This is a genomic window from Acidovorax sp. (assembly GCF_046294525.1).
In the GTDB taxonomy this organism is placed as follows: domain Bacteria; phylum Pseudomonadota; class Gammaproteobacteria; order Burkholderiales; family Burkholderiaceae_C; genus Acidovorax.
In genome coordinates, this window is record NZ_JBKBKQ010000001.1 from 475,705 (window position 1) to 499,163 (window position 23,459).

Here is a 23,459-nt window from a genome sequence, read left to right on the forward strand (position 1 = left end):
AAAACCACTGGTCGGGGGAGTGACAAGGCTCACCACACGAGAAGTGGCTGAGCGTCGTTGCGGGTAGATGGTTCCGAGCCTCACGCCCCGCCTGTGCTGGGGGCGCTGCAACGCTCCTCGGATCGGCGGATTATAAAAGCAAGTCGGCAGCGGTCCTTTGCGCATGTCGCCTGCGCGGCTGCCAGCGCGGTCCACCAGGCCGACACTGCGCTTCTTTAAAAAAGCGCCAAGGAACACAGCATGGACCCCAAGGACAAGGTCGTCATCGTCACCGGTGCCGCCAGCGGTATTGGCCGCAGCATCGCGCGGCGGTTTGCGCAGGAGGGCGCGCGCGCCGTGGTCGTGGCGGACCTGAACATGGAGACCGCGCAGGCTGTTGCCGCAGAATTTGGCGGCCTGGCCGTGCGCTGCGACGTCTCCAAAGAGGCCGACATCCAATCCCTTGTGGCCACCACGCGCGAGCGCTATGGCCGCGTGGATGCGTACATCTCCAACGCGGGCATCCTGGGTCGCCCGGGCGGCATCGAACTCGAAGACCCGCTGTGGGACGCCATGTGGAACATCCACGGCATGGCCCATGTGTGGGCGGCACGCGCCGTGGTGCCCGAAATGGTGGAGCGTGGTGAGGGCTTCTTCATGGTCACCGCTTCGGCCGCCGGGCTCTTGACCATTGTCGAGTCGGCCCCTTATGCCGTTACCAAACATGCTGCCGTGGCTTTTGCCGAATGGTTGCGTATCGTGTACGGCCGCCGGGGTGTGGGCGTGGCCTGTCTGTGCCCGCAGTCGGTGCAGACCGCCATGGTCACGGGGGACGGCGGATCGGCTTCGCACGACGGTATCCTGCCGCCCGAGCAGGTGGCTGGCGACGTGCTGGCCGCGATGTTGGACGGGCGCTTTCTAGTGCTGCCCCACCCCGAGGTGGCGCAATACTTCCGCAACAAGGGACAGGACTACGAACGCTGGATCGGTGGCATGCAGAAGATGTACGCCCGCCACGCGCAGTCATCCACAAGCTGATACACGTCCAGAGACTCAAAGAGAGTAACCCGCCCAGTAAAATTGCGCGCTTCGGCGCACAGCGCCTGTCGCGCCCTCTGCCGCAGCCCTTGCCGCAGCGGGCCCCTAGCACTCCTGGAATCCCCTGTGTCCTACGCCCCCGAAACCCGGCGCCGCCGTACCTTTGCCATCATTTCTCACCCCGACGCGGGTAAAACGACGCTGACCGAGAAGCTGCTGCTGTTCTCGGGCGCGATCCAGATTGCAGGAGCGGTGAAGGGCCGCAAAGCCAGCCGCCACGCCACATCGGACTGGATGGAAATTGAAAAGCAGCGTGGCATCTCGGTGGCCAGCTCGGTGATGCAGATGCTGTACCGCGAGCATGTGATCAACCTGCTCGACACGCCCGGCCACAAGGACTTCTCGGAAGACACGTACCGCGTGCTCACCGCCGTGGATTCGGCGTTGATGGTGATCGATGCCGCCAACGGTGTGGAAGCACAGACCCGCCGCCTGATCGAGGTCTGCCGCCAGCGCGACACGCCCATCATCACCTTCGTCAACAAGATGGACCGCGAAGTGCGCGACCCACTGGACATCATGGACGAGGTGGAGCGCGAACTGGGCATGCCCTGCTGCCCCATGACCTGGCCCGTGGGCCAGGGCAAGAGCTTTGGCGGCATCATCAACCTGCGCACCAAGACGATGACCGTGTTCGAGTCCGGCAGCGAACGCCGCCCGCAGGACTTTGAATCCATCCCACTGTCGGACGAGGCCACGTTGCGCGCGCGCTTTGGCGCCGAGTTCGACGCCGCGCTGGAAAGCATGGAACTGGCCGTGGGCGCATCGCCCGCGTGGGAGCACGAAGCCTTTCTAGCTGGCAAACTGACCCCCGTGTTCTTCGGCTCCGGCGTGAACAACTTTGGGGTGATGGAAGTGCTGGACGCACTGGTTGACATGGCGCCACCACCGGGGCCACGCGTGAGCACGCTGGAAGTCAATAGGCAGACAGTCGTCAAGACCATCCAGCCCGAGGACGAAGGCTTCTCTGGCGTGGTTTTCAAGGTGCAGGCCAACATGGATGCCAACCACCGCGACCGCATCGCCTTCGTGCGCGTGGCCAGCGGCAAGTACACGCCGGGCATGAAGCTCAAGGTGCAGCGCACCGCCAAGGAGCTGCGCCCCACCTCGGTGGTGACCTTCATGTCGCAGCGCCGCGAGGCGGTGGAAGAGGCCTACGCGGGCGACATCATCGGCTTCACCACGCACGGCGGCGTGCAGTTGGGCGACACCATCACCGACGGCGCCAATCTGCAGTTCACCGGCCTGCCCTTCTTCGCGCCAGAAATGTTTATGACCGTGGTGCTCAAAAACCCGCTGCGCACCAAGCAGCTCCAGCAGGGCCTGGCCCAACTGGGCGAGGAAGGCGCCATCCAGGTCTTTAAGCCCGACGCCGGCGGCAATATGCTGCTCGGCGCCGTAGGCCAACTCCAGTTTGAAGTGGTGCAGCACCGCTTGAAGGCGGAGTACGACGCCGACGTGCGCCTGGAAGGCTGCCAATACACCGGCGCACGCTGGATCACAGCGGACAACGCGGCCGACCTGCGAGCTTTTGCAGATGCGTACCCGCTGCGGCTAGCGCACGACGCGGCGGATACCTTGGCGTATCTGTGCACATCCCCGTATGACGTGCGCCTTGCACAAGAGCGGTTTCCGAAGATTCGCTTTCACCCGCTGAGGGAGCACGCGGGGTTGTCGCTTGGTAATGCATATTAGGCCAACAAACGAACACGAAACGTCGGGCGAAAGGGCACCCATCCTATGGCGCCCTTTCGCCTGCCTGTCCGGGCTGCTCGCGTTGGTTTACGGCAGCTGGCTACTGGCTTTCTGGCCCGGCGTCTTGGGAGAGGATAGCCTCGCTGTACTGCTGGAGATAGAACACCCTGATGACCGCCACTCAGGCAAGCCTGCGCTGTGGTATTGGTTCGTAAGGCTTTGCTATGAGGGCACGCGCCGGGTCGAGGTACCTATTGCCGTATTGATGGTGCTGGCGATACTTGTCTTCGCCCGGATTCTCGCGTGGTACTGGCAGCACGGCCTGCGCAAGAGCGGCGTGGCACTCTTTATTCTGATCTGTGTGACCCCGCATATGGTGTATTTTTCGGGGACGCTGTACCCCGACGGCTACTACGCTATAGCGGTCGCAGGCTTGCTGTTTGAGCTGTGGTTTGCGGTAAAAGTCGGGCGAATGAGTGCCGCAGGATTACTGGTGACCGCAGTCACCCTACCGTTTGCCGCATTCGCTAGGCCCAACGGCATCATATTTCTAGTCCCGATAGCGGTTGCACTGCTGTGGGTGGATCGCAGGAGTCGCGTCTGGATGTCAGTCATTCTCGCGACCTCCCTTGGCCTAAACATCGCCGCCGTGGAAATGCGCCGTGACGTGCCAGGCCACGGCGCGCTCTTCCCGCTGGTAATTTTTGAGACTGCCAACTTTCTGCAGCCCCGCCCTATGAATATCTGGACTACCGAGCCTCGCGTGCTTCCAGAAACAGTTGCGCTCCTGCAGCAGCGCGGTATATACGATCAGGTAGTGCGGTACTACGACCCCGACTACTGGGATCCGCTCGTATTCAATCCGCAGGGGCCGCGCGTGATGGGGCTCCCAAAAAAAGACCAGAAGGTACTCGTCCATCAGTTTCTGACATACAACCTCTGGCACAACATCCCCAAATTTGTAGGCAGCCGCGTAAATGTGATGTTGACGTCCGCTTTAGCACAAGGCGGCCTACCTGCCCACAGCTATGCGGAACATGTTTTGGCACAGCTAGAGTCACGGTCCCGTTTCAGAATACATGGCTGGGAGCCGCTAACTGTTGCACTGTTTCAGTTGCATGAACAGTCTTACAAATGGCGATGGCTGCTTTGGACACCGTTTATTGGCATCGCAATGACCTTCTGGGCACTAGCCACTGGCTGGCGTCGCCGTGACCGTGCACTGCTGCTTGTGGGAATTCCGATGTGCATTCAGTTCGTCGCGATCATGCTGTTCTCCATTGCGGGGGAATACCGCTACTTATTGCCATTTTTTACACTGCCGCTTGCGATGATTCCTGCATATGTGGGTTTGCGGTCGGAAGTTAATTCTTAACGTGCAATTTGCTCTTTCGACATCGAGGGATCCACCACCCGGACTAGGATTGCCTGCGGCTTAATGACCAAGGGCTGACTCGAGGACCCAAGAGCGCTGCGCCATACACCGCGTCACCAAACTCGCACAAATTACATCAGGCAGCTTTTAGACTTCTGCTGTCGACGCGGGTGATGACACATGCCCAATTGACTCCAGTCATACAACAGGCATGCTCCTCCTGCAGGGCCCCTGGTCAACTGGCAGGGAACTGAATTGCTCGAAAGCCGCCACCCTTGGGATTGTCTCGGCCCCTATCCGTTAATGTGAAGTAAGTTTCATGCTAAGGGTTGGCTCAGCCAGTTCAGCCATGAGATCAGGACCTGTTAGAACACTCATGACCTTCATCCTCAGTCTTTACACCATTTTTTGTGTAGTGTGCATTTCAGTCGGACAGCTTTTGTTTAAAAAGGCCGCGACAGCGCTTCCTGCGCATCCAAACGTCATTGACTGGGTATTCAATGGCTGGCTGGTCGCCTCGCTGATCTTGTACGCACTAACTACCATCGGCTGGGTCTGGATCCTGCGCAACGTCCCATTGCATCTAGCCTACCCTTTCATGGGCTTAGCTTTTTTGATAGTGCCCACACTAGCTTGGGCTTTTTTAGGGGAGCCTTTGCACTGGCGCACACTCGCAGGTGGGGCACTCATCATCGCCGGTGTCGCACTGGCGTCAGCACATTAGAGGCGACTCATGCGCATAGCCGTCGCCATCCCTTGCTATAAAGTCACCCAGCACGTTCTGGGAGTGTTAGCCGCTATCGGGCCAGAAGTTCATACCATCTACGCCGTAGATGATGCCTGCCCAGATCACAGTGGTCGCTTTATTGAAGCGCACAACAAAGATCCACGCGTCAAAGTGTTATTCAATTCTGAAAATCGTGGCGTCGGAGGAGCCATCGTCACTGCGTACAAAGCCGCGATTGCAGAGGGCTTGGATATCGTGGTGAAGATAGATGGTGATGGGCAAATGAACCCCGCCCTGTTGCCCAAGTTCACTTTCCCCTTGCTGCGCGGCGAAGCTGACTACACCAAGGGCAATAGGTTTTTCCGCCCAGAGTCTGTGCAGGGCATGCCGCCTGTCCGGTTGTTTGGAAATGCGGTGCTATCTTTCATGACCAAGCTCAGCTGCGGGTACTGGAACATCATGGACCCGACCAACGGCTACACGGCAGCCCGCACCTGCGTGCTGGCGGAGTTGCCTCTGGACAAGCTGGAAAAGCGTTATTTCTTCGAGACTGACATGCTCTTCCGGCTCAATACACTGCGTGCCGTTGTGAAAGACATTCCGATGGATTCGGTCTATGCCGACGAGGAATCCAACCTCAAGATCGGCAAGGTGCTGCCTGAGTTTTTGAAAAAGCATGCATCGCGCTTGTGGCGCAGGTATGTTTACAACTACCTGGTGCGGGACTTCAATGTGGGCACGCTCTATAGCCTCTTTGGGGGCGTGCTGCTAACCGTTGGCTCTGCATTTGGAGCGATGCACTGGCTCGATAGCGCTTTGTCCAACCAACCGGCCACCAGCGGCACGGTCATGCTTGCGGCGCTACCTGTATTGATTGGCATCCAGTTCCTGATTGCATTTTTGCACTATGACGTGAGTAACCTCCCAACAGAGCCCCTCAGTAACTCGCTCGCTGCGCCACAGCCCTATGAATCTTGACGGGCGCACGTGAAGCTACTCCCATCGATATGTTCTGAGTTGGTTGACCAACGCAGTTTGGCGCGGTTTCTTCCGTTGTTGGCAGTGCTCACCACTGCCTATTCCATCTGGCTGCTGACGTTCTGGCCCGGCGTCCTGGGCGAAGACAGCGTCGCCATCCTGCTAGAGGTCCAGAACCCTGAGGCTTTCCGCTCGGGCAAGACAGTCGTCTGGTATTACTTTGTCAAACTGCTGTACGGCACCACCGGGCGTGTGGAGGCGCCGATCGGTGTGGCACTGGCACTGTGCGCTGTGATGTACGCCCGGATGCTGGCCTGGTATTGGGGCCAAGGCCTTTACAAGACATTGTGGTTTGCGCTGTTGGCCGTCGCCATGGCACCCCACATGATTTACTTCATGGGCACGCTGTACCCCGATGGCCTGTTTGCTGTGGCATCGGCAGCGTTGATGTTTGAAGTGTGGCTGTGTGTGCAGCGCAGGTCAGCCTCCGCTGGCTCTTTGCTGATGATGGCCGTCGCTCTGCCATTTGCAGCGTTTGCACGGCCCAACGGGTGGGTGTTTCTCGCGCCCCTGGCAATCGCCACCCTCTGGCTGGATGCACGCAGCCGCCGCTGGACGCTGCTTATTGCGCTGGCTTGGTCGGCTGCAGTTTTTGCGGGTAACCAGTTGCATAAATCGACCACGCAAGAGACCCAGTTTCCGCTGGCTGCCTTTGAAACCGCCGGCTTCTTGCAAAAGCGGGCGATGAACGAACTTTGGGCACTTTACCCCCACATGAATGACCCCTGGGTGCTGCAAAAACCCAAAGTGTCCCCTGCAACCATCGAGGCCCTGAGCCACCGAGGCCCGCTGGAGAAAATCCAGCAGTACCGTGACCCTGCCTATTGGGACATGCTGGTATTCCACCCCAACGGCCCTCAAATCGGTGCGCTATCGGATGCAGACAAGCAAACCGTGGTGAAGGAGTTCTGGACCTACAACCTGTGGCAAAACCTACCCGACTTCCTCGCCAGCAGGGTCAATGTGTTTGCCTCTGCCGCACTGGCGCAGGGCGGCTTTCCCGCACTGTCCTATGCGACGAATGTGCTGCCAAGGGTGTCTTCACAGTCCACTTATCGACTCTGGCAGTGGTCTACGCTGGAGAACTGGCTACGTAAGGTACACGCCAAGAGCTACGCGTGGCGCTGGTTGCTATGGACGCCATGGCTGGGCTTTGGGTTGTTGTTATGGGCACTCACCCGAGGATTGCATCGTGCTGAAGCTGGCTTGCTGCTTGTCAGCGTCCCCATGTTCATCCAGTGGGGCGGCGTATTTGTCTTTTCTATCGCTGGCGAATACCGGTACCTCTTGCCATTTTTTACTCTCCCTCTGGTGCTGCTGCCCGCGTTGGCCACAAGAAGTAAACCCGCCGTTTTGTGAATCCAGTCCCCATTCACTGCGAAGTCAAGGCTTGGCGCTTCGCGTTTATTTCCGCGCTCTGCTGGAGCGCTGCCCCGAACACTAGTTTGCTTCGATGAAACCACTTTCCGATCTCAAATTCAGCACAACTTTCGCGAGCCTCGCAAGCGTTCTCGTGCTCGCAAATTGCACCCCTGCGGTCGCTCAAACTGGACTTTTGCGCGGTCCCTTGGTGGTGGCCCCGGTCATTGAGGGACTGCAAATGTGCGATGAGGCCGCACAAGATCAGCGTTTTACTAACGTCTACGAAGCGGAAGCGCAGTGCAGAAGTCTGAAGGTCAGCGGAACCGCTGCCTTGAACAGACTTCTCGACACGCTGGAGCCCGGCGGCCCCAAAGGCCAGGTACAAATTGGCTTCACCGCAACATTGCAGTTGCTTGGCCTGTACAAGCAAAGTGGAAAGGGCTGGGAGATTGATGACGCACAGCTGGATAATTTTTTTCGAGTCATCAGCCAGGTCAAACGCCCAGTTGTACTTTACCTGGCCGCAGACCACTTTGACTCTTTCGGGCCTCTGACCCGAGAACTGCAGAAAGACCCTCGAAACCTGTTACAGCTGCGTGCTGGCAAGCCATTGACCCTGAACTATTTTGGCTACCACGTCATTCCGTACACCCTACAGACCGACCCCCATCTCCCCGTCAACAGGTACCGCTACGCGGCACTCAAACACGTTGCCAAGAAAATCAACGCCTTGCCGAAAGAAGCGCAGTCCAGGATAGTCGCCATCACTTTCATGGGGGAACTGCACCAGATGTTCCCAGACTTTGAAAACGGCATGGGATCGTTCAAGGACATTCAAGTCACCGATTACAGCCCAGCCTCTGTCACGGGGTTCCAACGTTGGCTGGAGAAGCAGTTTTCCACCATCGAAAAACTCAACTCAGTCACAGGGCTTACCTTCAAGTCCTGGACTGAGGTGACTGCACCTGCCAAGGACATCCGAAAAGAAAAACTGGCGCATTTTGGCGAACACTACGATGCGTTTGCGGATGGCAAACTGCCCTTTTCAGGCTGGTTGTGGGATCCACAGAAGCAAATCCAAAAACTTGATCTGTACGTAGACGGTCGCATGGTTGCGCCGATTGAACGAGGGCTTAATCGTCTGGATGTCTATCGCGCCGTAACCGACATCACCGATCCGAACGTGGGATTCAGGCTTGACTACGACTTTTCCCAACTGCCATCCGGTCGGCACCTTGCTCAAGTCGTCGCAGAAGCCAAAGGCAAAAAATATGTTGTGGGAGAGGCACCGTTCACCGTGGTCCCCCGCAATCAATCCTCGATTGCAACAGAGCCCGCAGCGCCATTACGGTCGATGCCAAAAGTCACCAAGCTGCCGGGGGTCAAAGCATGGATGGATCTCCCCTCGTCAGGGCAGGACGTTTACTTCAACCCTTTGGCCAAGCTATGGAACCAATACCGAGAATGGCAAGTGCAACACATGCTGGAAGAGTTTCATGCCCGAGCCATTCAAGCGGGGTTGCCAGCTGCCAAGCTGTTCTCACATCAAATCATGCCGCAGGTGAACTCCTCATGGAATCACAACCTGTTTGCGGCAAATTCATCACTGAAGGCCCGGATGCCCTGGAAGCAGGGCATCAATATGTATGGCGGCGCCACTCACAGCGCATGGATGCGAGACTACCTAGCCCGCGAACGAATCACCGACTATGGCATTCCTGAATTTCATCCTCAGCAATGGAAAACGCCAAGCGTGCACACGACTGCCCTGCAGGCTCAGTACGAACAAGGTGCCCGATTCATCAGCCCCTACTACTTTTCGCTCGTCCCTCAACGTTTTAAAGGCAATGGATTCGGCATTAACCGCCTGGAGCTTGGGCCACACAATCAACAAGATGGCTCCCACCATTTTTACAAAGCGCTGATCGAGTTCGCAAAAAAATGACGACAGCCCCCAACCACACAGTCACGCACCACCACCATGACTCCACGCACGACCTAAGCCCGCTCAAGACGTGGAGGGCAACACAACACATCGCAGGCCTGTTCACCGACATCGACGACACGCTGACCACCGACGGAGCAATCACCCCCGACGCCCTTCAGGCCCTCGCTGATCTCAAGGCCGCAGGTCTGAGCGTGGTGGCTATCACTGGGCGCCCCGTGGGATGGAGTGAGCCGTTTGCACTGCAGTGGCCGGTGGATGCCATCGTGGCGGAGAACGGGGCTGTGGCGTTGCGGAGGGCGGCGGCGGAGGGTTTTAATAAAATTGGCCGCCAGCGCTTATTGGATAAGCGCGGACAGCTATCAAAATCATATCAACAGGCTCCCGCGGTTCGGCAACGCAACTTTGCGCGCATGCAAGAGGTGCTGGCGCAGATTGAGGCCGAGGTGCCGGGGGCACGTCGCGCTACGGACTCGGCCGGGCGGGAGACGGACATTGCCATCGACCACAGCGAATTCACGCACTTGCCCCAAGAGGCCATCGACATTGCGGTGCGCATCATGCGCGAGGCTGGGATGAACGCCACGGTGAGTAGCATCCACATCAATGGCTGGTTTGGCGATCACAACAAGCTCGAAGGTGCGCGCTGGATCGTGCAAGAACTGTGGGGGCGCAATCTGGATGCGGAGATGAATCGCTGGGTGTATGTGGGCGACTCGACCAACGACCAGTTGATGTTCCAGCACTTCGCGCACAGCGTGGGCGTGGCCAATGTGGCGCGGTTTGTACCGCAACTACAGCACCTGCCCCGCTATGTGACCGAGGGTGAGCGTGGTGCAGGCTTTGCCGAGGTGGCGCGGGCGATCCTCGCAAGCCGGTAATCTGCACCGTGCATGTGCTATTGCCCACATATGGACGGATCATCAATCTCACATCAACACAAGCGATAGCGCGGCGCCTCAGAAGCGCGCGTCAAACCACGGAAATCGCCGCACGCGCCATTCGAGCCCGAATCGAATCGGTACTTTTGTACCTCGCTAACGGGCTGACGCACCCGGACGTCCTGGGGTCAATCGTCGTGGTCTCCTGCTCGGATAGTCCCCGATAAACACGTACCAAAACATTTCACTCTCATTGCGAGAATCCACACTGGCGTCCGAAGTTAGAGGTTCGTTAATGAACGAAAGACATAGAAATCGCCGTCAGCCAAAGCGTAAACCGCAGCGATAGCTGTAGCTATCGCGAGGATTGGCAACGCGGCATGGCGGCGCTTCTCGGCGTCGGTATGAAATGAATTCCAACTCGGCCAATTTGCAGTCGACGATTTGCAAGTCCCACAGGGTCATAGACCGTGGCGCTTACCCAGTTGACTCGCCAGCCGGTTTACGTGCTCGGCTACGCGGGCGGGTGGGGGTCGCCTGGGCGGGCGTAGAGCCCTTCACGTCAGCGAAAGACGTGTCGATCGCGGCGGCAAAAAGCTCGGCGTTAGCCTCCTCGCCCGCATTCGCTGCAGCGCGCGCACTGCGTGTACGGGGCTTGGCGGCCTTTCGGGGGCTGGCGTCCGACTTTTTATTATTGCCAATGCGCGTGCGTGAGGGTCGGGGTGAAGCGGTTTCGGGGCCATCGGCCTCGGTGGATGCGCCACCCTCAAGCGTTCGCTCATCCGCCTCTCCTTCGGAGCGCAACTCTTGCAGCGCGGCTGATTCGATCACCGGCTCTGTCGGTGCGGTGTCGGCGATCAAAGGCTGGCTGAAATAACGCCTGGCAGAGCGTTCGGCGGAGGCGTCTGCTGGTTCGGCGAAGAGGTGTTCGCTGCGCTGTGCGGGGCGCGTGTCTGTGGGGCCCGAGCCCTCACCCCGACGATTCCGGCTACCGCCCGGCGCACTCTGCCCTTCGCCGCCATCCAAACGCAGATCGGATGCCGTCGCCACCGCATGAAAGTCGTGCCGGGTGGCGCTGCGCTGGCTGGCGCGCTCACCGACCGTATCGGACGACGGGGGCGCGGCGAGGGCACTCGGTCCGCCGTGGCTGCGGTACACATACGCCCCTGACTTTTCATCGCGCCCAAATTCCAGCAGCCCACGCGCCTGCGCTTCCTCCAGCAGGTTGCCGAAGGTGCGGAAGCCGTAACGCCCTTCGCTGAAATCGGGCTTGCGGCGCTTGATGGCCTCTTTGAGCACCGATGCCCAGATCTTGCCAGTGTCGCCGCGCTCGGACAGCAAGGCTTCAAACGTTTCGGCGGCCAGCTCCACGCCCTGGGTGCGGCGTGCGTCCTGGCTTTCCTTGCGGCTGCGCTCCTCTTCGGGGCTGCGACGGGGCGCAGGTGGCGGGTTGCTGCCAGGGCTCTGGCGGCGGGCCTGGGCGCGCTGGTTTTCGCGCACAAGGTCGTCGTAGAAGATGAATTCGTCGCAGTTGGCAATCAGCAGATCGGACGTGGACTGCCTCACGCCCACGCCGATCACCTGCTTGTTGTTCTCGCGCAGCTTGGACACTAACGGCGAGAAGTCCGAGTCGCCGCTGATGATGACGAAGGTGTTGACGTGCGACTTGGTGTAGCAAAGATCCAGCGCGTCCACCACAAGGCGGATGTCGGCCGAATTTTTGCCCGACTGGCGCACATGCGGGATCTCGATCAGCTCGAAATTTGCCTCGTGCATGGTGGCCTTGAAGCCCTTATAGCGCTCCCAGTCGCAATAGGCCTTCTTAACCACGATGGAGCCCTTGAGCAGCAGGCGCTCCAGGATGGGCTTGATGTCAAACTTTTCGTACTGCGCATCGCGCACGCCCAGGGCGACATTTTCAAAGTCGCAGAACAGGGCCATGCTGATGCTGTCGAAGGGGGATGCCATATCTTGTGTGAGTTCTCTTCTCTTCAATACTGCAGATCATCACACGGAACGGGCACGCCCCTCCCCGAGCCTTAGCTCACATCGGCTTGGCCAGCCCCAGCTTCTCCACCAGCGCCTTTTCTTGCGCGAAGGTGTCCTGCGCAAACTTCTGGTACGCGGCGGTGCTCATGTACATGGGCACCATGTCGTAGCGCGCCAGTGCGGTCTTGTAGCTGTCCTGCTCCATGGCCTGCTTGAAGGCATCGTGCAGGCGCTTGACCACGGCATCGGGCGTACCCTTGGGCGCGCCGATGCCGAACGGCGAGTTTTGCACCAGGTTCAAACCAAGCTCCTTGAGCGTAGGCGCGTCGGGGAACTTGGCCAGGCGGTCGGCGCCCCAGGTGTTGAGCACGCGCAGCTTGCCGGCCTCGACCTGCGGGGCAAAGCCGGTGGAATCGGCCGCCGCCATGATCTGCCCACCCAGGATGGACTGCATCAGGTCAGCACTGCCCTTGTAGGGCACGTGCAGCAGTTCGATGCCCAGTTGCTGCGCAATCAGTTCCATAGTCAGGTGCGGGCTGGTCATGGTGCCGGTGGAGCCGTAGCTCAGCTTGCCCGGGTTGGCCTTGGCCCAGGCTACGAAGTGTGTCCAGGTCTTGAGCGGCGAGTCGGCAGGCACCACCAGGCCAAACGCGTAACCGGTGACGTTGAGCACGTAGCTGATGTCCTTGACCGGGTCCCAGTTGATCTTGGTGGTGTAGGGCAGACGGAACACGCCGAGCGGAATCTGCGCGATGGTGTAGCCATCAGCGGCCGAGGTCTGCAGGGTCTGGGCGGGCAGCGTGCCGCCGGCGCCGGGCTTGTTCTCCACGATGACAGGCTGACCCAGGATCTTGCTAGCGTTGTCGGCCAGCGCGCGCATGGTGATGTCGGTGGGCCCCCCCGCTGGGAAGGCGATGACGAGTTTGATGGGCTTGTTGGGGAAGCTTTGGGCCTGGGCCAGGAAAGCGGGTGCAGCCAGGCTGGCGGCTCCCCATTGAAGGACGTGGCGACGTTGCATGCGGGGCTCCTCAAAAGCGACAGACAAATATTGCCCCATTGGACTGCAGCCTCGCTGCACGGGCATGCAGGAAACCCCCTAGCCTCTGTCGCCAATGTGGCACCCGCCGATCGGCTTCGCACGCCGGTTCGGCTGGAAAGGCCGCGGCTTTCAAGCCTTATAGGTGGACAGCAGGATGCTGGTCTCGGTGTTGGCGATGCCGGGTGTGAGGCGGATGCGGGTGAGCGCGGCGTCAAAGGCCTCCAGGCTTTCTGCGCGCACCTCGGCCACGATGTCCCACCGGCCGTTGGTGGTGTGCAGGGTGCCCACCATGGGCTCGCCGCGCAGCGCGTGGATGACTTCGGGCGCGGCGTTGCCCTCCACGGCAATGCTCATCCAGGCGCGGATGCGCTGGGGTTCCGAGTCGGGCCGCAGGCGCACGGTGTAGCCCACGATGACGCCGGCTTCCTCCATCTTCTGCAGGCGGTTTTGCACGGTGCCGCGCGAAACACGCAGCCGCTGGGCCAGCGCAGCCACCGAGGTGCGCGCATCGGTCCGCAGGATGCTGATGATTTCACGGTCGGTGTCGTCAAGTCGGGTCATGGCGTGGTCGGTGGCAGTGGGGGTGCGACAGGCGGCGGGGACGGCGGCGGCAGTCCATGCGGCGGCACCGCCTGCGTTTGCAATTGCGCATCGCAGCCCACGCTCGAAGCTATCCAGCGGCGGGCCAGCGTCGCCAGCACACGCACGGCCCACGGGTGGGTCAGTCCTGTCACGCTGCCGGGGTCCAACACCATACCGCACCAGTAGCGCCGGTCCGCATCGCTCCAACGCAGGGCCTTGCAGGCACCCATGCGCTTGCGCGACACGATGGCCCCCAGCGGGCACGGTTCGGTCAGGCAGCACAGACCGCAGCCATTGCAGGGTGCGCCTTCCAGGGGCTTGGCGGGCGCGTCGGGATGCAGCCAGACCACGGTGGTGGCGGCCTCGGAATCGGCATCGGCAGCTGTTGGGGGAGGCAACGGCAAGACTGGAAGCCCAGGTGGATAACAATATGGAGAGATGGGTGGCGGCAGCAAGCAGGCGGCAAACAGGTCTGTCAGCGCGACCCGCCAGGCACACCACCAGCGCAGGCCGATGCTACGCCAGCCTGGACCGGCGCAGCTGTAGCGCTGCCCCTCATTCCACATTGACCCACGTCAATGCCGGTAACAACCCTGCCCCGCCGGCGCACGGCGGCTGCAACAATGGCAGGCCCTGTTGCCCGGTGCTGTCCGCCATGAACCTAGCCCCCCACACCCTTGCCACCCTGCAGACGGCATTGGCCAGCCACCGCGTGTGGAGCCAGCTGGACGCCGCCACGCTGGAGGCGCTGGCGCCGCAATGGCAGATGGAGGCATCGGACGTAGGCACCACCCTGCTGCCGCAGGGGCGCCTGCACAGCCGCACCGGGCTCATTGTGAGCGGTGCGGTGGACCTGCACGACCCTGACCTGGACATGGCTGTGCACCTGCTGCCCGGCGACATGTTCGGCTTTGGCGCCACGCCCGCGCAGCACCTCACCACCTGGCAGGCCACCGCTGCGGCAGACAGCCACATTGCCTGGCTCGACGCCGACACCGTGGCCGCGCTGTGCCGCGACCACGGCGCGCTGGCGTACTTTTTTCCGTCGCTGCCGAGCACGGGTCAGCCGCCGGCAGCTGCCGCCGCTGCGCAAGCGCCGGGCGCCGACGTGCAGCTGAACCTGCTGGGAACGCCCGTGCGCGCCCTCGTCAAGCGCGAGCCCATCACATTGCCGCCGCACTGCAGCATCCGAGACGCGGCGCTGCAGATGCGCGAACTGCGCGTGTCCTCTGTGCTGCTGGTGGAGCAAGGCCACCTGTTCGGCCTGGTGACCGACCGCGACCTGCGCAACCGCGTCGTGGCGCAGGGCCTCAGCACCGATCGGCCGGTATCTGACATTGCCACCCTGGCTCCCCTGACGCTGCAAGCCCAGAGCCCCGCGTTTGAGGCCCTGCTGCTGATGGCGCGGCACAACATCCACCATGTGCCGGTGATGGACGGGGCGCGCATTGTGGGCATGATCACCGCCACCGACCTGGCCGAGCAGCACAGTACCTCGGCCGTGTACCTGGCCGGCGAGGTCTACAAGCAGACCACGGTGGAAGGCCTGGCCCGCGCCAGCGCGCGCATCAAGGCGCTGCAGCAGCACCTGGCTGCGGCCGATGCCAGCGCCTACAGCACCGGCCACATCATCACCACCATCACCGATGCACTGACCACCCGCCTCATCCACCTGGCCGAGGCGCAACTGGGCCCCGCGCCAGTGGACTACGTCTGGGTGGCCGCAGGCTCGCAGGCGCGCAGCGAGCAGACCGCCAAGTCCGACCAGGACAACTGCCTGGTGTTGGACGACCGTTATGACGAGGCCGCGCACGGCGAGTACTTTCGTGCGTTCTCTCGCTTTGTATGCGACGGGCTGGCCGCCTGCGGGTATATCCACTGCCCCGGCGAGATGATGGCGATGACCGACAAATGGCGCCAACCGCGCCACCGCTGGGCCGAGTACTTCCGCCAGTGGGTGGACAAGCCCGAACCCATGGCGCTGATGCTGACCTGCGTGTTCTTTGACCTGCGCGCCATCCATGGCAAGGTGGAGTTGCTGGAATCGCTGCGCCATGAGGTGCTGCAGCGCACGCGCGGCAACAGCCTTTTCTTGGCGCTGATGGTGGGCAACGCCCTCAAGCATCGCCCGCCGCTGGGCCTGTTCGGCACCATCGCCCGCATCCGCAGCGGCGAAAACGCGGGCACCATCGACCTCAAGCACAGCGGCATCGTTCCCATCGTGGACCTGGCGCGCGTCTACGCCCTGGCCGGCGGTCTGGCCGCCGTGAACACGCACGACCGGCTGGAACAGTCGTCACGCAGCGGCGAGGTCAGCCCCCAAAGCGCGCGCGACCTGCGCGACGCGCTGGAGTTCCTGTCGCGCCTGCGCATAGCGCACCAGGCCCGGCAGATGGCGCAGGGCCTCCCGCCGGACAACTTCCTGGCGCTGGAGGAGCTGTCCAACTTTGAGCGCAGCCACCTTAAGGAGGCGTTCTCGGTGGTGCAAACGTTGCAGGGGGTGTTGGGGCAGAGGTATCAGACGGGGCGGTACTAGAGCGCGATAAGCGCCATGGCCCTGCGCGCTGCGCTGCCAGGAGGCGTGGCAATAGTCCGGACTGAGCCTGTCGCCAGAAGGGAACATCCACACGGGCCATTGCTTCGCTCGGCCCCATCTCGCGGGCGCAGGCGCAACGCGCTGCTCAGGTCGGGCCGAGCGCAGCGATGGCCCGAAGGGCTGTTTGGCTGTTTGGCTGTTTGGCTGTTTGGCTGTTTGGCTGTTTGGCTGCCCCACCCCTCTGGCTGCGCCTGTGGCGGGGCGGTTGCGGGGTGGCATGGGCGTCGAAGCGCCCATGCTTCGTGCTCTTACTCGCCGTAGTTGTTTGAACGGAGCTGCGAAGCAGCGCAGTGAGTTCTGCGGCGCACCCCGCAACCGCCCCGGCGCAGGTTTGCCCCTTCGCACCGCGAAGGGGTCGCAGACTGGGGGTCGCCTTTCTTTTGGGTACTTTTCTCTTTGGCGAAGTGTTCAGACCGGACACATGGTTAACAGGTGTCCGGTCTGAACAGCGAAGCAAAGAACAAGTACCTCGGCCGCCGGGCCGAGACCCGACCTCCGCCCTCAGCACAGGCATGCGGCCAATCAGGGAGCTCGCGAGCGGTGCCCTGGCTTCGAGAGGCTCAGCCTGAACGGCTGGAGTGGCACCCCGGCTTCGACACGCTCAGCCCGAGTGGGTCGATGCGTAGCCCAAACCTCGACAGCCTCTCCATCCCATCGCAAAACAAGAAGCTACAAAATCAATAGCTGCTAGCGCTTTCTACACAAGCGCTAGCAGCCAAAATCATTCACAATCGCCCAACACGAGCCCCAGCACGGCAAGCCGTCCCCAAGTCAATACTTCAACCTCGCGTAATACGTCTTCTGCGCCGCCTCCCGCGCCTGTCGCAGGGTGTGGATGCCCTGCTCCTGCAGCAGCGGTATCAGTCTGAGCCAGATCTCCGCCGTGACCAGCGCGTCCCCCAGCGCCGTGTGCCGACCCAGCACGGGGATGTTGAAGCGCTCAGCGATGGCTTCCAGCCGGTGTGACTCCTGGTGCGGGTGCACCACAGCCGACAGCAGCAGCGTGTCCAGCACCGGCTGGTGGAAGGCCACGCCGGTGGCGGCCTCCTGCAGTTGCAGAAAGCGCATGTCGAAGGCCGCGTTGTGGGCAACCAGCACCGTGTCTTGCGCGAAGGTGTGGAAGACTGGCAGCACCTCGGCAATGCGCGGCTTGCCGGCGACCATGTCGGGCGTGATGCCGTGGATGGGAATAGAGGCCTCCGGTATGGGGCGGCCCGGGTCCACCAGCTGCTCGAAACACTCCTGCCGCAGCAGTCGGCCGTTGACGATGCGCGCGGCGCCCAGCTGGATGATGGCGTCGCCGCCGGCGGGGTTCAGGCCCGTGGTCTCGGTGTCAAACACGGTGTAGGCCAGCTCGGCCAGCGGGCAGTCGTCCAGCGCGCGGCCCTGCTCGTCTCTCTGGAAGAGGTCGAAGTCGTAATACTCCGGGCGACTGTACTGGCCGCTGGCGCCTGCTTCGATCAGCGCTGCCGGCTGGGCCGGCGCATCCTGCGTGCTGACCAGCGGCAGCAAAAAGCGGAAGAAGGCTTGGTGACGGACACGATCGCGTTCGAACCACATCTCGCCGCCGTGGCGCTCGACAACGTCGCGCACCGTCAGCGGTGTGCGCTCGGTGCCAAAGCGCATGGCGTCCATCTCCCAGCTCATCACGGTTTCGTTGCTCATGGCCTGGCCGCTCCACACCAGGTCCAGCTGTGCATGGCCTCCTGCGGGTTGCAGGTTCAGTTGCAAAAAACGCACCTCAAACTCGTCCACCAAGCGGTGGGCCAGATAGGTCAGCGCCTGCAGCAGGGTGTAGCTGTCCACCTTGATCCACAGGCCTGCGTCCACGTGGTCCAGCGTCACGGGCCGGTGGCACACAGCCGTGATTTGCCGCTGCGCCGCGTACGCCAGGTCGGCGCCCAGCATGTCTTCCAGAGGCCAGCGGGTCTTCAGGCGCTGGGTCGCACGCTGGGCCAGGTCGTTGACGCGGCGGCCCATGGCGCCCACCTCGTCGCGCACCACGGCCAGAAAGCGCTCCCGCATGGCCGGCTCCAGGTCGGCATAGCCCAGCATGTCCACCGCCGCCTGGATATTGGCCAGCGAGGCGCGGCTGCCTTCGGTCAGGCCGTGAAGCAGCTGGTCACGCTCGGACTCTTCCTGCACGCTTTGCGTGACGTTCTCCAGCATCAGCACAAAGCCGGCCAGTCGATCGCGAGGGCTCTCGACAGACGGCGCTTCGCCGGGCGCGTCGTGTGCCGCAGCGGCATCGGCGCTGGCCACCACGTCGCGCACAGGCGCCACCTGCACACGCAGCAGCTGCCCGCCCTGCGCAGTGGTGACGAACTGGGCCGAGGGGTGAGCCGCGCCGCGCGCCAGGGCCTGGTGGATGCGTTCCAGCGCATGCGCCAACACCTGGCGCTCGAACACTGCGTACACCGACCGGCCAATGCCGACCAGCTCCGCGCCTGCCGCTGGCGCAGCGCCTTGCGACAGCGCGCGAAACTGCAAGCGCGCGCGCTGGTTGTACAGCAGGATGCGGCCATCGCGGTTGCACACGACCACGCTCTGGTTCAGCTCAGCCATCAGCGCGGCCAGGCGGTTTTTTTCCTGCTGCACGCGGCGGCTGGCCTGGGCCACCTGCGCATCCATATCTGCGCGCAGGCCGTCGCGCTGGGCGGCCAGCTCGTTCACCGCAACGGCCAGCGCCTGCATCTCGGCCGTCCCCCCGGGCTTGAGCTGCTGCGGCGTGGCTGCAGCCAGCACCACGCGGGTCTCTTCCAGCAGACGCGCGGGCGCACCCACGTAGCGGCGGTACAGCACCTGCAGCAGGCCGCCCACCACGGCCAGCCCTGCCAGCCAGCCCATGGCCACCAGGGCCAGACGGGGGGCCAGCACCTCGTCCACAGCCGCGCGCTCGTCCGGGCCCAGGGTGGACCACACCACCGCCCCCATCAGCACCAGCCACCCCGCCATCACGAGCCCGGTCAGCGCAACGGCCATCAGCAGGCGGGGGTCGATGCGCGGTTTCATGGCACTGCCCCGCCCGGCTGGGCCAGCAACTCAGCCACCTTGCTGACCAGTTCGCGCGTGGAAAACGGTTTGGTCATGTAGGCATTGGCGCCCAGGGCGAGGCCCTTGGCCACATCGGTCTCGCGCCCCTTGGCGGTGAGCATGAGGATGCGCGTGGCATGGAGGGCTTCGTTGGCGCGCACGGCCTGGCAGACCTCGAACCCAGACTTGTGCGGCATCATCACATCCAGCAACACCAGGTCCGGCAGCTCGCGCGCAATGCAGTCCAGCGCCTCATTGCCATCGCGCGCCACCAGTACGGTGTAGCCCTCCCGCTGTAGCAGGTATTCGAGCGAAATCACGATGTTGGGCTCGTCGTCGGCGATCAGTATCTTGGCAGTCATGGTGGCAATGGGTCTTCGAAAGTGTGGGGGTGCAGCGGCAGCCAGAAGCGAAAACATGCGCCAGAAGGCGGCTCGGACAGGCCTTCTGAGCGAGCATCAAGGCCTGCATTGGCAGGCTCCAACCAAAGCCGCCCGCCAAAGTGTTCAACGATCTGGCGGCTGATGGGCAGGCCCAGCCCTGTGCCCTGCGGGCGCCGGGCGGCATCGCCACCCTGGTGAAATCGGTCAAAAACGAACTCGGCTTGATCCGGCTCGACACCCGGCCCGTTGTCGTGCACCGACACAGTGATGCCCGGCGTGCGGCCCTGCTGTTCTGCCTGCACCGCCACCAGCACCCGGCCGCCCGGTTGTGGCACAAACTTGGCTGCGTTCGACAGCAGGTTGAGCAGCACCTGCATCAGCCGGTCCGGGTCTGCCTGCAGCGACGGCAGCTGCGTCGGCAACTGCACGCGCACCTCGGCCGCGCGCTCGCGGAACACCTCGGCAGTGGTGGCCACGGCCTGGTTGACCAGCGCGCGCAGGTCCACCTCGGCCACGTGCCAGTCGGCATGGCCGGCTTCAATCTTGGCCATGTCCAGCACCTGGTTGACCAGGCGCGTCAGGCGCTCGGTCTCGGCCACGATGATGCCCACGAACTGCTGGCGCTGGGCAGCAGGCATTTCCGCATCGCCCTGCATGAGTTCGGCCAGCGCACGGATGGAGGTGAGCGGCGTGCGCAGCTCGTGCGTGACGGACGACATGAAATCGTCCTTGAGCCGGTCCAGGCTCTGCAGCTGGTAGTTGGCTTCGCGCAGCTCAGCCGTGGCCTGCTCCAGCGAGCGGGATTTTTCCTCAAGCGCGCGTGAATAGGCACGCACCTGCGAGGTCTCGTCCAGGATGCGCAGCACGTCGTCGGGCGTGAGGGTTTCCTCCTCGGCCACCGATGCCACCAGAACGCGGGCCGATGCGCTGCCCACCGCGCCGGCCAGCTGGGTTTCCACAAACTGCACCAGGCGTGCGTCGGGGCGGATGGCGTCGGGCTGACGCACGTCCTCGCGCCGCGCGTACTCGGCAAACAGCGCCTCGGCCTTGGTCGTGCCCAAAAAGCGCTCGCACAGCTGCAGCAGGTCGGACGTGCGCGCACGGCCGCGCCAGAACACGGGGCTGGACACGGCCGTGCGCTCCAGCACATCCACAAACAGCAGCGCTTGGCTGGCCTCCTGGCCCGATGGTGCACGCCACAGCGAGACACCGATGTAGGCGCCCATGTTGGCGAGCAAGCTCCAGAACAGCGAGTGGGTCAGCCCGTCAAAGCCCGTGAGCCCCAGCAACTGCTCGGGCCGCAGCCAGCCAACGCCCCAGGGGCCATCGGCCAGAAAGCCCGCGTCCAGCCATCCGGACTTCGCGATGGAGGGCAGCATCAAGGTATAGGCCCACATCGCAAAGCCCACCAGCAGGCCTGCCAGTGCGCCCTGCCGGGTGCCGCCCTTCCAGTACATGCCGCCCAGCATCACGGGCGCAAACTGGGCCACGGCGGCAAAGCTGATGAGCCCGATGCTGACCAGCGCATACGCCTCGCCCGCGAGGTGAAAGTACACGTAGCCCAGCACCAGCACGCCCAGGATGGCAGCGCGCCGGATGCCGAGCAGCAGGCGCGACAGGTCCTGCCCGGCGACGCCGCTTCGCAGGTGCCGCCAGCGCAGCAGCAACGGCAGAACCAGTTCGTTGCTGACCATGGTGGAGACAGCGATGGTCTCGACAATGACCATGCCCGTCGCTGCCGACAGCCCCCCGATGAACACGAACAGCGCCAGCGCCGTCTGGCCTTCGGCCAGCGGCAGCGATAGCACGAAGTTCTCGGCATTCATCGCGCCGCCGCCAAAATACAGCAGCCCGCCGAGCGCAATGGGCAGCACCAGCAGGTTGATGAGCAGCAGGTACAGCGGAAACACCCATACCGCGCGGCGCAGGTGCGACTCGCGCACGTTCTCCACCACCATCACCTGAAACTGCCGCGGCAGGAACACTACCGACAGCATGGACAGCAGCGTGAGCGCAAACCACTGCGCCCATGCAAACTGGCCGCCCTGCTCCAGCCGCATGAGCTGCTGCAGCGCTGGCACAGCCTGTGCCCGTGCAAACAGGTCGGCGAGCCCGTCGAACAGGCCATACACCACAAACAGCCCCACCGACAAAAACGCCACCAGCTTGACCACCGACTCGAACGCGATGGCGGCCACCATGCCTTCGTGCCGCTCGGTGGTGTCCAGATGCCGGGCACCAAACACCATGGTGAAGCCAGCCAGCACCAGCGCCACGTAGAACGCGCTGTCCCGGCTCCAGTGCACCGCACCGGCGGGAGTGGCCTGGGCGGTGAGCAGCGCGTAACCCGCCGACACCGCCTTGAGCTGCAGCGCGATGTACGGCACGATGCCCACCACCGCGATCAGCGTCACCAGTCCCGCCAGCAGCGGGCTCTTTCCGTAGCGGCTGGCGATGAAGTCGGCAATGGAGGTGATGCGGTATGCCTTGGCGATGCGGATCATCTTGCGCACCACCAGCCAGCCCAGCACCATGGCCAGCGTGGGCCCCAGGTAGATGGGCAAAAACCATACGCCGCCCGTTGCCGCGCGGCCCACGCTGCCAAAGTACGTCCACGCCGTGCAGTACACGGCCAGCGACAGCGCATACACCCAGGGGTTGGCGATGACCGATCGCCCCTCGCGCCCGCGCCGGTCAGCCCAGTAGGCCACGGCAAACAGCACCAGCAGGTACGCCAGCGACGCGGCAATGACGAGTGCAGGCGACAGCATGGATTCAGGCCCGCGGTGGCGATGGCGGGATGGGTGAAGACGATGCCGGTGGCGCGGGCGCTGCAGGTGCGGAGGGTCGTTGACCTGTGGCCTCCGCCGCGGAAGCAGGCTCATCGTCCCGCAGCGAGGGCCGGTCTACCAGCCAGGCCAGGCCGGCAATCAGCACCAGCCACAACATGAACAGCGCCGCGGGGAAAACCGGAATGCCCCACAAGGTGGCGTCACGGTCCCACAACCCCAGCAGCGGAAAATTGAACAACACCCAGCCGCCGGCAAACAGCGCAACCAGGCGTTGGGAGCCGAGTCCTTTGTGCACAGCGGTCTCCTGGCGGGAGGTCTCCACGCCTCCCTATGGCCGCATTGTGCGCCTGGCACTTACCGCGGTCTTACTGGCCGAGTGGCCGAGTCAGGCTTTGGCGCCCGCGCATAGGCGATGCACTGCGGCCATGGACACCGGCCCTCCGTCTTTCGGACCTTCAGGCCTTCTCGGCCTTGGGCCGGGGCACACTGGCATGCGCCTGGCGCGACAGCGCAAAGCTGATGAAGAACTTGCACCAGATGGTGCTGCCGGCGATGGCGGTCCAGGTGTTGTAGTCCAACTGGCCCAGCGCCACGCTCACGATCACCACCGCCGCCACCGTGCCGGCGATCAGGTTGATGACCATCTCAAACGGTGCATATTTCTCGGCGTTTGGCGGTGGCACACCCCGCTTGAGCGCGACCTCGGAAAAGTCCCGCTTCACCACAATGCGCCACGCGCGGCGAAACCAGAAGAACGCCATCGGAAACAGCGCCAGATACAGAATCCACGTCAAAGCGACGCTTACATCGAAAACCATGCAGGACTCTCCTCGTGAGCAGTGCAGCGTGGCGCAGCACCCACCCGGTCATTCAGTAAAAAGGCCCTGCCAGCGCAGCCGACAGGGCCTCCATTGTCACTGTGCTGCGTTGCACCGAACAGTGGGT

At 62.7% G+C, this 23,459-nt stretch carries 18 protein-coding genes and 1 riboswitch; of the genes, 9 read left to right on the top strand and 9 right to left on the bottom strand.

Annotation, left to right across the window (positions count from 1 at the left end; all coding sequences use genetic code 11):
- Positions 1-42 precede the first annotated feature (42 nt).
- Positions 43-125: riboswitch (S-adenosyl-L-homocysteine riboswitch) on the bottom strand.
- Between the two features lie 115 nt (positions 126-240).
- The 8 genes from ACK4HJ_RS02140 to ACK4HJ_RS02175 all read left to right on the top strand — a co-directional run bounded on the left by ACK4HJ_RS02140 (position 241) and on the right by ACK4HJ_RS02175 (position 10,100).
- Positions 241-1,017: an SDR family oxidoreductase gene (locus ACK4HJ_RS02140; RefSeq protein WP_409827261.1), complete on the top strand. Its 777-nt coding sequence runs from the start codon at positions 241-243 to the stop codon at positions 1,015-1,017.
- Between the two features lie 126 nt (positions 1,018-1,143).
- The gene (locus ACK4HJ_RS02145) at positions 1,144-2,772 is read left to right on the top strand and encodes a peptide chain release factor 3 (protein WP_409827263.1); all 1,629 of its coding nucleotides are present in this window, start codon (positions 1,144-1,146) and stop codon (positions 2,770-2,772) included.
- 124 nt (positions 2,773-2,896) lie between these two features.
- Positions 2,897-4,147, top strand: coding sequence for a hypothetical protein (locus ACK4HJ_RS02150; protein ID WP_409827265.1), 1,251 nt, complete (start codon positions 2,897-2,899; stop codon positions 4,145-4,147).
- Positions 4,148-4,523: 376 nt separating this feature from the next.
- Positions 4,524-4,871, top strand: a complete 348-nt coding sequence (locus tag ACK4HJ_RS02155; RefSeq protein ID WP_409827267.1) for an EamA family transporter — start codon at positions 4,524-4,526, stop codon at positions 4,869-4,871.
- Positions 4,872-4,880: 9 nt separating this feature from the next.
- Positions 4,881-5,852, top strand: a complete 972-nt coding sequence (locus ACK4HJ_RS02160; protein WP_409827269.1) for a glycosyltransferase family 2 protein — start codon at positions 4,881-4,883, stop codon at positions 5,850-5,852.
- A gap of 39 nt (positions 5,853-5,891) precedes the next feature.
- Positions 5,892-7,271: a hypothetical protein gene (locus tag ACK4HJ_RS02165; protein WP_409827271.1), complete on the top strand. Its 1,380-nt coding sequence runs from the start codon at positions 5,892-5,894 to the stop codon at positions 7,269-7,271.
- A gap of 94 nt (positions 7,272-7,365) precedes the next feature.
- Entirely contained in the window at positions 7,366-9,219 is a 1,854-nt protein-coding gene (locus ACK4HJ_RS02170; protein ID WP_409827273.1) for a hypothetical protein, read from the top strand.
- Positions 9,216-10,100 (top strand): HAD-IIB family hydrolase, encoded by an 885-nt coding sequence (locus tag ACK4HJ_RS02175; RefSeq protein ID WP_409827275.1) that lies wholly within the window; start codon positions 9,216-9,218, stop codon positions 10,098-10,100. Before ACK4HJ_RS02170 ends, ACK4HJ_RS02175 begins: the two co-directional genes overlap by 4 nt.
- Before the next feature lie 477 nt (positions 10,101-10,577).
- Here ACK4HJ_RS02175 and ACK4HJ_RS02180 read toward each other — a convergent pair whose 3' ends face one another.
- From ACK4HJ_RS02180 to ACK4HJ_RS02195, 4 genes are all read right to left on the bottom strand, one after another.
- Positions 10,578-12,068 (bottom strand): NYN domain-containing protein, encoded by a 1,491-nt coding sequence (locus ACK4HJ_RS02180; protein WP_409827277.1) that lies wholly within the window; start codon positions 12,066-12,068, stop codon positions 10,578-10,580.
- Positions 12,069-12,144: 76 nt separating this feature from the next.
- The gene (locus ACK4HJ_RS02185) at positions 12,145-13,107 is read right to left on the bottom strand and encodes a Bug family tripartite tricarboxylate transporter substrate binding protein (RefSeq protein ID WP_409827279.1); all 963 of its coding nucleotides are present in this window, start codon (positions 13,105-13,107) and stop codon (positions 12,145-12,147) included.
- A gap of 150 nt (positions 13,108-13,257) precedes the next feature.
- The gene (locus tag ACK4HJ_RS02190) at positions 13,258-13,689 is read right to left on the bottom strand and encodes an Lrp/AsnC family transcriptional regulator (RefSeq protein ID WP_409827280.1); all 432 of its coding nucleotides are present in this window, start codon (positions 13,687-13,689) and stop codon (positions 13,258-13,260) included.
- Positions 13,686-14,108 carry a hypothetical protein gene (locus ACK4HJ_RS02195; protein ID WP_409827282.1) on the bottom strand — a complete coding sequence of 141 codons (423 nt, stop codon included), beginning with the start codon at positions 14,106-14,108 and terminating at the stop codon, positions 13,686-13,688. The genes ACK4HJ_RS02190 and ACK4HJ_RS02195 overlap by 4 nt, the downstream gene beginning before the upstream one ends.
- Positions 14,109-14,365: 257 nt before the next feature.
- Here ACK4HJ_RS02195 and ACK4HJ_RS02200 point away from each other — a divergent pair, with 257 nt between their 5' ends.
- Positions 14,366-16,246 (top strand): putative nucleotidyltransferase substrate binding domain-containing protein, encoded by a 1,881-nt coding sequence (locus ACK4HJ_RS02200; RefSeq protein WP_409827284.1) that lies wholly within the window; start codon positions 14,366-14,368, stop codon positions 16,244-16,246.
- Between the two features lie 831 nt (positions 16,247-17,077).
- Here the strand turns inward: ACK4HJ_RS02200 and ACK4HJ_RS02205 are convergent.
- The 5 genes from ACK4HJ_RS02205 to ACK4HJ_RS02225 form a co-directional block, all read right to left on the bottom strand.
- Entirely contained in the window at positions 17,078-19,318 is a 2,241-nt protein-coding gene (locus tag ACK4HJ_RS02205) for an exonuclease domain-containing protein (RefSeq protein WP_409827286.1), read from the bottom strand.
- On the bottom strand, positions 19,315-19,701 hold the full coding sequence (locus tag ACK4HJ_RS02210) for a response regulator transcription factor (protein WP_409827288.1): 387 nt from the start codon (positions 19,699-19,701) through the stop codon (positions 19,315-19,317). The genes ACK4HJ_RS02205 and ACK4HJ_RS02210 overlap by 4 nt, the downstream gene beginning before the upstream one ends.
- Entirely contained in the window at positions 19,698-22,493 is a 2,796-nt protein-coding gene (locus ACK4HJ_RS02215) for an ATP-binding protein (RefSeq protein WP_409827290.1), read from the bottom strand. The genes ACK4HJ_RS02210 and ACK4HJ_RS02215 overlap by 4 nt, the downstream gene beginning before the upstream one ends.
- Before the next feature lie 4 nt (positions 22,494-22,497).
- Positions 22,498-22,809, bottom strand: a complete 312-nt coding sequence (locus ACK4HJ_RS02220; RefSeq protein ID WP_409827291.1) for a hypothetical protein — start codon at positions 22,807-22,809, stop codon at positions 22,498-22,500.
- A 160-nt stretch (positions 22,810-22,969) separates the two neighbouring features.
- Entirely contained in the window at positions 22,970-23,332 is a 363-nt protein-coding gene (locus ACK4HJ_RS02225; protein WP_409827293.1) for a hypothetical protein, read from the bottom strand.
- Positions 23,333-23,459: the final 127 nt, after the last annotated feature.

Excerpts from the sequence above, each read along its gene's own strand:
- ACK4HJ_RS02140 (WP_409827261.1), top strand. The coding sequence starts at position 241 with ATGGACCCCAAGGACAAGGTCGTCATCGTCACCGGTGCCGCCAGCGGT.
- ACK4HJ_RS02155 (WP_409827267.1), top strand. The coding sequence starts at position 4,524 with ATGACCTTCATCCTCAGTCTTTACACCATTTTTTGTGTAGTGTGCATT.
- ACK4HJ_RS02160 (WP_409827269.1), top strand. The coding sequence starts at position 4,881 with ATGCGCATAGCCGTCGCCATCCCTTGCTATAAAGTCACCCAGCACGTT.
- ACK4HJ_RS02170 (WP_409827273.1), top strand. The coding sequence starts at position 7,366 with ATGAAACCACTTTCCGATCTCAAATTCAGCACAACTTTCGCGAGCCTC.
- ACK4HJ_RS02175 (WP_409827275.1), top strand. The coding sequence starts at position 9,216 with ATGACGACAGCCCCCAACCACACAGTCACGCACCACCACCATGACTCC.
- ACK4HJ_RS02180 (WP_409827277.1), bottom strand. The coding sequence starts at position 12,068 with ATGGCATCCCCCTTCGACAGCATCAGCATGGCCCTGTTCTGCGACTTT.
- ACK4HJ_RS02185 (WP_409827279.1), bottom strand. The coding sequence starts at position 13,107 with ATGCAACGTCGCCACGTCCTTCAATGGGGAGCCGCCAGCCTGGCTGCA.
- ACK4HJ_RS02190 (WP_409827280.1), bottom strand. The coding sequence starts at position 13,689 with ATGACCCGACTTGACGACACCGACCGTGAAATCATCAGCATCCTGCGG.
- ACK4HJ_RS02200 (WP_409827284.1), top strand. The coding sequence starts at position 14,366 with ATGAACCTAGCCCCCCACACCCTTGCCACCCTGCAGACGGCATTGGCC.
- ACK4HJ_RS02205 (WP_409827286.1), bottom strand. The coding sequence starts at position 19,318 with ATGAAACCGCGCATCGACCCCCGCCTGCTGATGGCCGTTGCGCTGACC.
- ACK4HJ_RS02210 (WP_409827288.1), bottom strand. The coding sequence starts at position 19,701 with ATGACTGCCAAGATACTGATCGCCGACGACGAGCCCAACATCGTGATT.
- ACK4HJ_RS02215 (WP_409827290.1), bottom strand. The coding sequence starts at position 22,493 with ATGCTGTCGCCTGCACTCGTCATTGCCGCGTCGCTGGCGTACCTGCTG.
- ACK4HJ_RS02225 (WP_409827293.1), bottom strand. The coding sequence starts at position 23,332 with ATGGTTTTCGATGTAAGCGTCGCTTTGACGTGGATTCTGTATCTGGCG.